The 13,442-nt window shown below is 54.4% G+C and carries 6 protein-coding genes; 4 read left to right on the top strand and 2 right to left on the bottom strand.

The genetic code is table 11. From position 1 onward, the window contains the following. Positions 1–167: 167 nt before the first annotated feature. Both C4H11_RS03825 and C4H11_RS03820 read right to left on the bottom strand, forming a co-directional pair. Positions 168–1,943 (bottom strand): RagB/SusD family nutrient uptake outer membrane protein, encoded by a 1,776-nt coding sequence (locus tag C4H11_RS03825; protein ID WP_106040526.1) that lies wholly within the window; start codon positions 1,941–1,943, stop codon positions 168–170. A 20-nt stretch (positions 1,944–1,963) separates the two neighbouring features. Further along, positions 1,964–5,191: a SusC/RagA family TonB-linked outer membrane protein gene (locus C4H11_RS03820; RefSeq protein ID WP_106043100.1), complete on the bottom strand. Its 3,228-nt coding sequence runs from the start codon at positions 5,189–5,191 to the stop codon at positions 1,964–1,966. A gap of 252 nt (positions 5,192–5,443) precedes the next feature. On the opposite strand from C4H11_RS03820, the gene C4H11_RS03815 reads away from it, so the two are divergent. The 4 genes from C4H11_RS03815 to pgl all read left to right on the top strand — a co-directional run bounded on the left by C4H11_RS03815 (position 5,444) and on the right by pgl (position 13,315). Continuing rightward, positions 5,444–9,475: a hybrid sensor histidine kinase/response regulator transcription factor gene (locus C4H11_RS03815; protein WP_234819869.1), complete on the top strand. Its 4,032-nt coding sequence runs from the start codon at positions 5,444–5,446 to the stop codon at positions 9,473–9,475. Between the two features lie 149 nt (positions 9,476–9,624). Continuing rightward, a complete protein-coding gene (gene gnd / locus C4H11_RS03810) occupies positions 9,625–11,100 on the top strand; it encodes a decarboxylating NADP(+)-dependent phosphogluconate dehydrogenase (RefSeq protein ID WP_106040524.1) in 1,476 nt (491 codons plus the stop codon). A 17-nt stretch (positions 11,101–11,117) separates the two neighbouring features. Continuing rightward, the gene (zwf, locus tag C4H11_RS03805) at positions 11,118–12,614 is read left to right on the top strand and encodes a glucose-6-phosphate dehydrogenase (RefSeq protein WP_106040523.1); all 1,497 of its coding nucleotides are present in this window, start codon (positions 11,118–11,120) and stop codon (positions 12,612–12,614) included. Beyond that, on the top strand, positions 12,611–13,315 hold the full coding sequence (gene pgl / locus C4H11_RS03800; RefSeq protein ID WP_106040522.1) for a 6-phosphogluconolactonase: 705 nt from the start codon (positions 12,611–12,613) through the stop codon (positions 13,313–13,315). Before zwf ends, pgl begins: the two co-directional genes overlap by 4 nt. The last annotated feature ends 127 nt before the right edge of the window (positions 13,316–13,442 follow it).

The following is a 13,442-nucleotide window of genomic DNA, read 5'->3' as shown; positions in this document are numbered from 1 at the left end:
ACGACATACGTATCTCGTGAGCAATGACATACGTATCTCGTGAGCAATGACATACGTATCTCATAGGCAACGACATGCGTATCTCATAGGCAACGACATACGTATCTCATAAGCAATGACATACGCATGTCGTTTTGCGTCTCATTATATCGAGCTCAGGCTTGTTATTAATACCCGGGATTCTGATCATTGGAAGTCAGCAAATCATTGGCATCGATGGCTGCTTGCGGTATGGGCCATAAGAGCTTTTTGCCGATGGCGGTTTCTGCACTTCCTGTCAGGTTGGGGTTGTATAGATTGTTGTATTCCACGAGTTTGCCGGTGCGACGCAGCTCCATGCGGCGGCAGCCGTTGCCGAACATTTCGCAAGCAGACTCTTTCAGTATGGCGTCAATGTCGATATGGGTTGCGGTGGCAAGGCCTGCACGTGTGCGGAGCGCATTCATGCGGGCAAGAGCTTTGCCGTTGTCATTGGTTTTCAGATAAGCTTCAGCCGCAACAAGGAATATTTCAGGCAAGGTGATGACATGCAGGTCGCGGAAACTCTTGCCGGATGTGTATTGTGCGGTCTTGCTGTCATCGAATTTGCGGCATGGATTGACGGCCCAGCTCATCCTCTGTGCTTCGGTGAAGCCGTATTTGGCAATCACTCCGTCGGAGAAGTCTTTCAGGTCTTTGATGTAGTTGCTCATAGGCTCCATTTCGGCTGTCAGGTCGTTTTGCGGGATGACGAATGTGTTGATTCTGTTCTCGGGGTCTTCGGCACGCCATGCCGCTACAGCAGCTGCGTCACATTCCCAATAGGCGGGATAATATACGCCTACCATTTTGCCTTTTGCGCTCAGCCCGTTGGCGTAGAAAGCGAAGTAATCGCCAATCGGCATGCCGTTTTCCTTGAAGCCGTTGTTCGGATTCCATGCTTTCTTTACCAGCAATGTCTTCATGAATGTCGCGTCGTAGCGTTTGTCTCCGGGTTCAAAGCATTTCAGTGTGTGCATGAGGGGGACGAACGCGGAAGCGCCATGCTTCATGCCTTCTTCGGCGCCGCCATAGTAGCCGCAGTAGAATGATTGCCAACGGTTGCCTACGGTTTGGTCATGGGTGCTGTCAAAATCATATTCTATGTCGAAAATGAATTCCGCGTTGTCGTCGCCCGAACGGTCGGCCGCCCAAAGGTCGGCAAACTCTGCCGTCAGTGAACGCCCGTTGATGACTTCGTCCGCATATTTGGCGGCTTCGGTGAAGTAGTCTGTTTTGTTCAAGTCCCATGCGGCCGAAAGATATGTTTTCGCCAATAGTGCTTTGGCTGCTTCGATGCTGGCTTCACCTCCTCCCCGGGTTGCGGTTGAGGCTGCCAATTTATTGTTGGCGATAATGCTTTTCAGCTCATCGATGATATAGGTGTAGACCTGCTCGGCCGTTGCGCGCGGATAGCCCTTGACGGCACTGCTTGCATATTCGGGTATCAATGGTACGCCTCCGTAGTTGTTCACCAGCAAGTAATAGAACAAGGCTTCCACAAAACGCCCTTCATCGATGGCCTTTTGTCTGACATCATCGCTGACGATGGCCGACGGGGCATAATACCGGATGGCAAGGCACGAACGGATACCGTCATAGCAGTCGGTATAGAATTTCTTTACCGTAGCGTTTTCGGGAGTAAAGTTCGACCAGCGGTGCAGGGCGGCCTCTATGTCTGTACGCCCGTCCTGATAGAGGTCGGTGCCGGCATTGAAGTAGGTGGCGACATTATCGCTGTTATAAATATCCGTGAGTTGAGCATACGCGTCGTAAACGAGAGAACGGAATCCCGAAGCTGTTGCGAAATAATCCACATCGGTTACGGAACTCTTGTTGTCCGCCGTGAGAAAACTGTCGCAGCCGGTCAGCATGGTGGTTCCTGCCAGACATGCCGTATATAGTAATTTCTTGTAAGTCTTCATTTTTTATAAGATTTGAATCGTTAGAACTTGATGTTTGCACCAATTTGATAAGTGACGGAAGCCGGGCCGCCGTCTGTCAGGTTTGCACTTGCCCATTCAGGGTCGAATCCTTCGTAATCGGTGAAGCAGAAAGGATTGAGCACGTTTACATAAAGGCGCAGATGCTTGACTGCGATTTTGCTCAGCCATGCTTTGGGGAAAGTGTAGCCCAAGGTGATGTTCTTCACTTTTACGAAAGATGTTTTGTGGTAGCGGACAGAAGCGCTGCTGCTGCTGAAGTAACCGCCTCCGGTCTTTTCCGTATTGTTAGGATAGGGATATTTGCCGATGTGGGCGGTTTCCTGATGAGTCACGTTGCCGGTCTCTCTATCCAGCACCGGAGTTCCTGCGGGAATGTAATAGTCGAAGCTCACTTTCTGGCGTCCGCGGTCGCCATAGTTCATGTATTGTTCGTGGAAGTAGCTGCGCGACCATTGTCCTTGCTTGGTATAGAGCATGAAGGAGAAATCGAAGCCTTTGTATGCCATGGAGGAACTTAAACTGCCTGTCCATGTGGGGTCTGTGCAGGCATAAATCTGTTTGTCGTCATCGTTTATCTTTCCGTCATCGTTCCAGTCGTTTACCGCCATCTGTCCTTCATACCATTTCAGCTTGTTGCTGCTTTTGGGGCCGAATTTGTCGTACACTTCTTGCAGTGTATAATGGCGGTCGCCGTTGATGGTGTGCATGGTGACGCCGTCTTTGGTGATGATTCCGGCACTGGTATAGTCGCGCAGGACATTCAGGTGCTCGCCGAGGAACCAGTTGTTGGCCACGTCGTCTCCGTTAGGCAGTTCCTTTATTTTGCTCCAGTTGCGGGCAAAAGCCAGATTGACGTCCCATGTGAAGCTGTTGTTGCGGATGACGCCGAGGTTCAGTGCCAATTCGATGCCGGTATTCTGTACGGAGCCGATGTTGGTGGTTATGGAACTTTCGCCCGTCTCCAAAGGAACGGTGGCTTTCATTATTTGCCCGTCGGACAAACGGCGGTAAGCGTCTGCCGTCAGGCTGATGCGGTTTTGAAGAACGGCGAAGTCCGCGCCTATGTTGAACTCCTTGATTTTCTCCCAAATCAGATTCTTGTCAATTAATCCGTTGGCGTAATACCCTTGGTATTCTTGCCCGCCGATGACGGCATAAGAAGGGCCGGCGGCAGAGGAAGCCGTAACGTAGTCGCCCACGTTGTTGTTGCCGGTGACGCCATAAGAAAGGCGAAGCTTCAGGTTGTCTATCCATTTCACCTCTTTCAGGAAATCTTCTTCCGAGGCACGCCATGCAACGGCCGCCGAGGGGAACCAGCCCCAACGGTTGTCTTTGGCAAAACGCGAAGAGCCGTCGGTGCGCACGGTTACGGTGGCCATATACCGCTCTTTGTAGGCATAGTTCAGGCGGGCGGCCAGGGATACGAGCGAAGATTCGGTATAGGAAGAACCGATTCCCTTCGTTCCGGAGCCTTTTCCCATGGAGTAGAATGAGAGTTTGTCGTCGGAAATATTCGTTACGCTTTGCGAATAAACCTCTTTGTAGGTAGAGTAGAGAGAATACATGCCCATAGCGTTCAGCCTGTGGTCGCCCCACGTTTTGCTGAAGTCAATTTGGTTATCCCACGTCCAGTCCAAACGCTCCGTGTTGGTAGCTTCGGCATAATTGTACTTCTTGTTTTGATAATAGGCGGTTCCCAACGGATACTTGTCGGATACGCCCGTACCCATGAATATGCCTTGGCGGCCATGGTAGTAGTTCGGAGAGAAAGTGGTGGTAAACTTCAGACCTTCCATGATGTTGAAGCGCATATATACGTTGCCGAAGACATGAAACTTGCGGGTCTCGTTTTGATAAGCGTCGATTTCGAAGTCTACTAAAGGAGAAGGGGTGGAGGTTAACGACATCTTGCCCACTTTGGCGGGAATGGCCAGGAGGTTCCCGTTTTCATCCCACGGCGATACTACCGGAGCAAACCAGAAAGCATTGTTGTAAGGGGAGTAGGAGTTGGAGCTGTCCGTAATCCAGTCGTTCTGTATATCATGCACCAGATTGACGGACATACCGGCTTCTACTACCTTCGACAGTTTGCTGTCGAAAGAACCCTTGATGTTGAAACGCTTATAGTCATTTTTCTTGAAGACATTCTCTTCGCCTTGATAGCCTGCTCCCAAACGGTAGGTTGTCTTTTCCGTAGCGCCGGAGGCACTGATGAAATGATTCTGTTGCGAAGCTGTACGAAGTACTTGGTTTGCCCAATCGTATCCTTCGTTGTTCCTCCAGCGGTTGTACAAAGGAGAGCTTTTCCATTCCGCACCGTTCTGGAAGACGGATTGAAGGTCGCCGTCCGAAATCTTGTAGGTGACGCTCCCGTCACTGTTTGGGCCGCTTGTGGTGGTATAGCGCGCAAAACGGTAGTTCATCCATTCCGTCGCATCCATGAAGTCGGGCATGCGCGTCACCTTGCGTATGCCGTAATAGCCGTCGTATGAGATTTCTACAGGCTGTGCCTTGCTCTGTCCGGCACCGGTTCCTTTGGTTGAGATGATGATGACGCCTTCGGATGCGCGCGAACCGTAGATGGCTGTGGACGAAGCATCTTTCAAGACGTCGATGCGTTCAATGTCTTCCGGGTTCAGAAAATCGATGGAAGACACTACCATACCATCTACTACATACAGTGGGCCGCTTGTGTTGTTGATGGAGGCCTGCCCGCGGATTTGGATATTGAATCCTCCATTGGCACGGCTGTTGGACTGAGTGATGTTGACGCCCGGAACAGAGCCTTGCAACGCATCTTCTACGCGAAGAACACCGCGTGCCGCCAGCTTCTCTGCCGAGACGGAAGACAAGGAGCCTGTTACGTCTGTTTTTTTCATCGTACCGTAACCTACCACAACCACTTCGTCCAATGCCTGTGCGTCTTCTTTCAGTGTTATTTTGATGTTTGTCTGGTTGCCCACGGCAATGGTTTGCGGAATGTAACCGATAAACGATACCTGGATTTTGGCGCCGGGCTGCACGCCTTGAAGTTTGAAATTACCGTCGATATCGGTAATTACTCCGTTGGTCGTACCAACTTCCAATACGTTTGCGCCAATCACCGGTTCGCCCGTACCGTCGACAACGGTACCTGATATCGGGCGTCCTTGTGCAAAAGCGGCTAAACACAACATACTCAATGATAGAGTAGCAAATGCCTTTTGAGCAAGTCTTCTTAGATTCATAATCATGTTTTTATAGTTATAAAATAGATGGTTAACATCGCCGGAACGGTGCTTCCCGTTATCGAACACAAAGCTATGGATTGATGCGGACATCTATGTGGAATTATTTGTCGTTTTATGGGAAAAAATGGGATTTCAACATGGCGGTCTCCCGAAATACTCGTAAAAGAAAGCGGCGCATGTGAATCTTTCTATTAATTTTGTATTGCCGATAGGAATGTCTCATTCCATCGCTTTAACGAGACTCTCTTTATGTGGAATTTAAGTCTGAAATACATGGAAAAACACTTGGCGAATGGCCTTGGAAGAAATCTCGGAACAGTGCTTGTTTTGATTTTCTTATGCTGGCCTTCATTGCGGGCGGCAGCAAACAGGACTCCTTATTACCAATTCAAGCAGCTATCCATCGACGAAGGCTTGCCCTCGTCCGTCACCGCATTGTACAACGATGGCAGAGGGTCTTTATGGATAGGCACCAAGCAGGGAGTGTATCGCTTTAACGGAGAGAAGATAAGGAAATATGCGACATCGGCCGACGTTGCGGAATTTACCGGTGCGGCAGGTGCTGCAAATTTTGCCGCACCCGCGGACGCGTTCGGGGTGGCCGACGTCACGGACAACCTGCACTACATCCTTCACATACAGGGAGATAAAAGCGGACGCATCTGGTTCGCCGCCATCGGTGGGGTGCTTTGCTACGAACCCGAGCAGCGAGACCTGAAGCCGCTGTTTCGGAACGGCCGGCCGGTAGCGGCCAATCATGTCGTGCCCGACGGAGAGCGGATTTTTATTCCCGTGGCGGACACGCTGTTGGTTTACGGCTTGCACAAAGAGCTGCTGTACTCCGTTCCCTTTTCATTGCGGGGAGTGCGTCCGTTGCAGTTGCTGCCTTATGATGGGCGTCATTTTCTGATGATCGACACATTCGGGCGGCTGTTGTTGCTGGATAAGCGAAACGGCAGCATCGACCGGGCTCCCATGCAGGGAGATACTTCAGGGGTGAATTGCCTCTACCGCGACGCTAAGGGACGTTACTGGATTGCCTGTTACGGCAGGGGCGTGAAGTGTTATGCGCACGACGGCACCCTGCTGGCCGAATATAACTGCTCCAACGGGAAGCTGAACAATGACATCGTGCTCGACATCAAGGAGTGGGGAGGCGCCCTCTGGATGGCTACCGACGGCGGGGGCATCAATGTGCTCTATACCGACACCGGAGAGGCGCAGCACATCACTGCGCAACGTTTCCCTAACTTCCCGGCCAATTCCGCCACCTGTCTTTGTCCCACCGATGACTATCTGTGGATAGGCATGGTGCGCGAAGGCATCCTCGGAGCTCGGAAGAGCTTTATCAAGACCTATACCAAGGCCTCGCTGAATCTGCGGCTCGGGCTGTCGGGCAAATGTCCTTTGTGTCTTTGGGAAGAAGGCGACGGAACGCTCTGGATAGGTACGGATGGCGGGGGCGTGAACCGCTTTTCGCCCGATACGGAAGAGTTTACGCACTATCCGGCCACGGAGGGCAAGAAGATTGTATCGCTCTGCCCGCTGTCCGACGCCGAACTGTTGCTCTCCGGTTTTACGAGCGGCCTCTTCTCCTTGAACAAGCGTACGGGAGCGTATCGGCGTTTTTCCCTGCCCGATGGAGAGGTTCAGCGGAGGCTGGAAAGTTCGGGAAGTCCCGTCAATCTGCGTCTCAACCCGGATGGAAAAATTGAGATTTACGGCTCGGAAGCCTATCGCTATCATCCCCGTAAAGGCCTGCTGACACCCATACGTACCGGCCTGCCCCGAATCGGTGCTTCGTGGATATACATCGGTACGGCGGGAGCCGAGGACTACTACCACGATCGCACGCGCATCTTCTGCCGCGACAGGGCCGGCGACCGTTTCCGGTACGTCGTGGAGCGTCCTGTCAACCGCATACTCACCGCCGCCCTCGCTCCGGACGGAACCTTGTGGTTTGCCGAACCCGGAGGCGTGAGCCGTCTTTCGCCCGGCAACCCGAAGCCCGAGCGCATCGTCCTTCCCGACGGTAACGATTTGGTCACTTCGCTGGTTGCCGGCCGCGACGGTACGGTGTGGATGGGCGCCGTCGGCGTGCTCTATGCCTACGACCCGCAACGGCGCCATTTCGTCATTTACAGCGAGACGGACGGCGTGCTGCCCAACGACTTCCTGCCCAAGCCCGTGCTGCATGCCCGCGATGGCAACGTTTACATGGGTGGCTCCGAGGGACTGCTGCGTGTCAACCCGGCACTGAAGGAAGACGGCCTTCCCCGCATCCCGAGGCTCTTCTTGCAGGAGGCGCTCTTGGACGGCGCACCTGTGGCGCTGCCTGCTACCGGAGCCTTGGAGGTGGAGAACGGCTTCACGTCGCTCAATCTCTCCGTGAGCCTTGCCGGTGCCGACCTGTTCCACAAGCGTATCTACCGCTTCCGCATCGGCGGGCTGAACGAGGGCAGTATCGAGAGCTCCCGCCCGAAACTGACCCTGCAGACCCTTCCTCCGGGCACCTACCGCATCACGGGGCAGTGCACGGCCGATAATGGCGAGTGGACGGACTTTTTCCCCTTGCTTACCCTCACTGTGCTTCCTCCGTGGTGGCTGCGCACGCCTTTTCTTGTAGCGGTGGGATTGCTGTTGCTGTTGGTGGCGGTGCTCTTCCTTCGTGCCCGCGAAAGGCGGATGCAAGCTGAGTTGAGAGAGAAGGAGCGGATGATTTATAAGGACAAGGTGCGTGCCCTTATCAATATCAGCCACGAGCTGCGCACGCCCCTTACGCTGATTTACACCCCACTGAAACTGCTTGCCGCCGGCCGCAACATCCCGCACGAGGTGCGCACCAAGTTGTTGGATATCTTCAGACAGACGCGACAGATGAAGAACCTCATCGACATGATTCTGAACATACGCCGTATGGAGGTGGAAGAGAACATCCTGCGCATGTCAGCCCATCCTTTCAACGAGTGGCTGGGAGGTATGCTCGACGACTTCCGCACCGAGTTCGGCGAGCGGGGCATCACACTCCGTTTCGAGCCGGACGAGCGGATAGGGACGGTCTGCTTCGACCGTGCGCAGTGCGAGATTGTGGTGAGCAACCTGCTGACCAATGCCTGCAAGTTCAGCGAAGCGGGCACGGAAACCCTTGTGCGCACTTCGTACGAAGATGCCGGCGCCTACCTGCGCGTCACTGTCACCGACCACGGCATCGGGCTTCGCGACGAAGACCTGCCGCATCTCTTCACCCGCTTCTACCGCGGCGATCATGGGCTCGAGGGGACGGGTATCGGCCTTTCTTATGCCCGCCAGTTGGTCGAGATGCACGGAGGCGTCATCGGTGCACATGCCAACTTTGACGGCACACAGGGGGCCACTTTCTCGTTCACCCTGCCTTGCCGTACCGAGGCTGCCCGCATCAAGTCGTTTCCCCGCCTCGAGCTGCTCAACCGTTTGGCCCCCGTCGAGCCTCTGCCCGGGGCGGAACGGGTGCAACCGGCAACCGGCGAGAAGTATCAGTCCATACTCATTGTAGAGGACGACCGCGACCTGTGTCGCCTGCTGACCTGCGAGCTGCAAGCCCTCTTCGAGGAGGTGTACGAGGCGCACGACGGCCTCGAGGCGTTGCCCTTGCTTGCCTCCCGAACGCCGCAGATCGTGGTGAGCGACGTCCGCATGCCCCGCATGGACGGACTGAAGCTCTGCCGCCACATCAAGCAGAGCCCCGAGCTGGATTATATCCCCGTGATATTCCTCACCGCCTACGCCGACGAGCAGGTGATGGAAGAGGGCTACAAGGCTGGCGCCGAGGCTTACATCACCAAGCCCTTCGACATGGAGATGCTCGCCCTGCGCATACAGACCATCCTGCATGCCCGCCACATCGTGAAGACGCACTACCGTCCGGTTGCCGACTTGCCGGCTTCACCGGCCGTCTCGCGCACTCATCGCGACGAGGAGTTGCTGCTGCGCCTGCAACGCATCATTCGCGAACACATCGACGACCCTGCGATGGACGTGCCTTTCCTTGCCCTCCGCATGGGCATGAGCCGTGCCACACTCTACAATAAGTTGAAAGGGGTGATAGACGTCGGTCTGGGCGAGTACGTGGCCCGTTGCCGCATGGAACATGCCGTCCGTTTGCTCGAGGAGACGGAGCTCAGCATATCCGAAGTGGCCGAGCGTTCGGGCTTTCGTCACGCACGCAATTTCAGCACCCTCTTCAAGGCCGAGAAGGGGATGACGCCGGGACAGTGGCGGAAAGAGAAGGGGAGAGGTCGTTAAGTCTTGTTGGAGAATTAGACCTGAGGCCTGTTTGTGGTAGTACTTTGATGCTTCTTATTTTTTGGAAGACGCAACCACGAATTTTGCGGCATGCACGAACAAATGTCGTAAACTCTTTGTTTCAGTAGAAAGAAAATCTTTACAAGCATATGGAACATTTAAAAAAATCGGACATAGGATTAATAGGACTTGCCGTGATGGGCGAGAACCTGGCTCTGAACATGGAGAGCAAAGGATGGGACGTTTCGGTCTATAACCGTACGGTTCCGGGAGTGGAGGAAGCTGTGGTGGAGCGTTTTATGAGCGGCCGGGCCAAAGGAAAAAATATCCGGGGATATACGGACATTGCGGACTTTACGGCTTCCATCGCCACTCCGCGCAAAATCATGATGATGGTGCGTGCCGGCAGTGCGGTGGACGAACTGATGGAGCAGCTTTTCCCTTATCTGTCAGCAGGAGATATCTTGATTGACGGCGGCAACTCTAACTACGAAGATACCAACCGTCGTGTGCTGCTGGCCGAAGAGAAGGGCTTCCGCTTTGTGGGAGCCGGTGTGTCGGGAGGAGAAGAGGGAGCGCTGAACGGAGCGTCCATCATGCCCGGAGGTTCGGAAAGCGCATGGGCGGAAGTGAAGCCTGTGCTGCAAAGCATAGCGGCAAAAGCGCCGGACGGCACGCCGTGTTGCGATTGGGTGGGCCCGGCAGGTTCGGGGCATTTTGTGAAAATGATACACAACGGCATAGAGTACGGCGACATGCAGCTCATAGCCGAGGCCTACTGGGTGATGAAGAAGTTGCTCGATTTGCCGAACGAAGAGATGGCTAAGGTCTTTGCCGGTTGGAGCGAGGGCGGGTTGCGCAGCTACCTCATCGAAATCACCGCTGCGATTCTGGCTCATAAAGACCAGTCGGGCGGGTATCTGGTGGATAAGATTCTGGATGCGGCGGGACAGAAAGGCACGGGCAAATGGTCTGTGGTCAACGCCATGGAGCTGGGCATGCCCTTGGGACTGATTGCCACGGCTGTGTTCGAGCGCAGCCTGTCGGCCACGAAAAGTCTGCGCGAGAAGGCAGCTGCGCAATATGCCCGCGAAGGCTTGACGGCAATGTACGATAAAGAGGAGTTGACGGAAGAACTTTATGCCGCACTCTACGCCTCGAAGTTAGTGTCATACGCACAAGGGTTTGCCGTGCTGCAAAGCGCTTCCGACACTTTCGGCTGGAAGCTCGATTTGGCATCCGTGGCCCGCATGTGGCGCGGAGGGTGCATCATACGCAGTGCTTTCCTGAACGACATAGCCGCCGCCTTCGAGACGGCGGATAAGCCCGGACACTTGCTGCTGGCGCCTTACTTCAAGAATGAAATGGACAAGTTGCTCTCCGGCTGGAAGCGGTTGGTGGTAAAGGCCATCGGCGAAGAACTGCCGGTACCGGCTTTTTCGTCTGCCTTGAATTATTTCTATTCATTGACATCGGCCGCTTTGCCTGCCAATATGGTTCAGGCGCAACGCGACTACTTCGGCGCCCATACCTTCGAGCGGACAGACGAGCCGCGCGGCCGCTTCTTCCATGAGAACTGGACGGGTAGGGGAGGAGACACGAGATCGGGAACCTATGGCGCATAACAAAAAAGAGCAGAACCATGAGTAAATTTATAATGATAATCTTCGGCGCATCGGGCGACTTGACAAAGCGCAAGTTGATGCCGGCGCTTTATACCTTATATAGAAGCGGACGCCTGCCCGACGGGTTCTCCATTTTGGGCATCGGGCGTACAAACTATACGGACGACCATTATCGGGAGCACATCCTGAACGAACTGCACAGGTTTGTTCCTGCGGGAGAACAGGCGGAGCAAGAGATGACCGGTTTTTGCAGCCATCTGTCCTATCAGACGCTGAACCCTGCCGAAGCCGGGGAATATGATCTGCTGAGCGAACGCTTGAAGGCAATCTCGGGTGAGGAGCAGCCGGACAATCTTCTGTTTTATCTGGCCACGCCTCCTTCGTTGTACGGCGTCATCCCCCTGCACCTGAAAGCGGCCGGCCTGAATCGTCCCCGCACGCGCATCATCGTGGAGAAGCCCTTCGGATATGACTTGGATTCCGCACGCCGGCTGAACGAAGTGTATGCTTCCGTATTTCAGGAACATCAGATTTACCGCATCGACCACTTTCTGGGTAAGGAAACCGCGCAAAACATTCTTGCTTTCCGCTTTGCCAACGGCATCTTCGAGCCGCTGTGGAACCGCAATTACATTGATTACGTGGAAATCACCGCCGTGGAGAATCTGGGCATCGAAAGTCGGGGAGGCTTTTATGAAGACACCGGTGCGTTGCGCGACATGGTGCAGAACCATCTGGTTCAGCTGGTGGCGCTCACGGCCATGGAACCGCCCGCCGTGTTCAATGCCGATAACTTCCGCAACGAAGTGGTGAAGGTGTATGAATCGCTTGCACCGCTGACGGACGAGGATTTGGAGGAACACATCGTTCGCGGGCAATATACCGCTTCCGGCTCCAAGGCCGGCTATCGCGAAGAGAAGGGCGTGGCGAACGATTCGCGCACGGAAACTTTTATCGCCATGAAAATAGGCATCAACAACTGGCGGTGGAGCGGCGTGCCATTCTACATCCGCACCGGAAAGCAGATGCCGACGAAAGTGACGGAAATCGTCGTCCACTTCCGCGAGACACCTCACCGGATGTTCCGTTGCGCGGGAGGAAATTGCCCTCGGGCCAATAAGTTGATTCTGCGCCTGCAACCCAATGAAGGTATCGTGCTGAAGTTCGGCATGAAGACACCCGGCCCCGGTTTCGACGTGAAGCAGGTGATGATGGACTTCAGTTATGACAAGTTGGGCGGACTGCCCGTGGGCGACGCATACGCCCGCCTGATAGAGGACTGCATAGCCGGAGATGCCACGCTCTTCACCCGCAGCGATGCGGTGGAGGCCTCATGGCGCTTCTTCGACCCGGTGCTGCGCTACTGGAAAGAACATGCCGACGCTCCCCTCTACGGCTATCCGGTGGGTACATGGGGGCCTTTGGAAAGCGAAGCCATGATGCGCGAACACGGTGCCGAGTGGACAAATCCGTGTAAGAACCTGACAAATACAGACGAATATTGCGAGTTATGAAAAGTTATATCTATCCTACGACCATGGAAACGGCTCATGCGTTGATAAGACAACTCATCAAAATGATGAACAACGAGCCGGAAAGGACGTTCTATTTGGCATTCAGTGGAGGAAGCACTCCTTCACTGATGTTTGATATCTGGGCGAATGAATACAGGGAGGTCACTCCTTGGACACGCATGCGCATCTATTGGGTGGACGAACGGTGCGTGCCGGCCGAAGACTGCGAAAGCAATTACGGCACGATGCGTCGTCTGCTGCTCGATGTTGTGGGGATGCCCCGCGAACATGTCTATCCCATTTGCGGGACAAATGACCCGGAGCATGAAGCCGTGAATTATTCGGCCCGGGTGTGTGCCACGGTTCCGTTGCGGGATGGGTTGCCCGTTTTCGATGTCGTGCTGTTGGGGGCGGGAGATGACGGACACACTTCCTCCATCTTTCCGGGGCAGGAACATCTACTCTCGTCTTCGCACCCTTATGAAGCGAGTGTAAATCCTTATAACGGGCAGAAGCGGGTGGCCATGACCGGTAGTCCGCTGTTCACTGCCCGAAAGCTGATCTTTCTTATCACCGGCAAAAGTAAAGCGGATGTTGTGCGCGACATTCTCGAATCGGGCGATACAGGACCGGCAGCCTATGTGGCTCATCATGCCGGAGATGTAGAACTGTTTTTGGACGCGCAGGCGGCAGGGCAGTAGGAGAGACGGTTAGAAGGCGGTTGTTTGGAATTTCTGTGAACGGCTCATTCGGGAAAACATATTCCGGATGAGCCGTACCTGCATCTGCAATAAAAGCACTTCCGACGTTCGCTCACGGGGGAAGTGC

Source organism: Bacteroides zoogleoformans (assembly GCF_002998435.1).
GTDB lineage: Bacteria > Bacteroidota > Bacteroidia > Bacteroidales > Bacteroidaceae > Bacteroides > Bacteroides zoogleoformans.
This window is presented reverse-complemented; position numbering and strand designations above follow the sequence as displayed.

Coding starts and splice junctions, on each gene's coding strand:
- pgl (WP_106040522.1), top strand. CDS start 12,611: ATGAAAAGTTATATCTATCCTACGACCATGGAAACGGCTCATGCGTTG.
- C4H11_RS03825 (WP_106040526.1), bottom strand. CDS start 1,943: ATGAAGACTTACAAGAAATTACTATATACGGCATGTCTGGCAGGAACC.
- zwf (WP_106040523.1), top strand. CDS start 11,118: ATGAGTAAATTTATAATGATAATCTTCGGCGCATCGGGCGACTTGACA.
- C4H11_RS03815 (WP_234819869.1), top strand. CDS start 5,444: ATGTGGAATTTAAGTCTGAAATACATGGAAAAACACTTGGCGAATGGC.
- gnd (WP_106040524.1), top strand. CDS start 9,625: ATGGAACATTTAAAAAAATCGGACATAGGATTAATAGGACTTGCCGTG.
- C4H11_RS03820 (WP_106043100.1), bottom strand. CDS start 5,191: ATGAATCTAAGAAGACTTGCTCAAAAGGCATTTGCTACTCTATCATTG.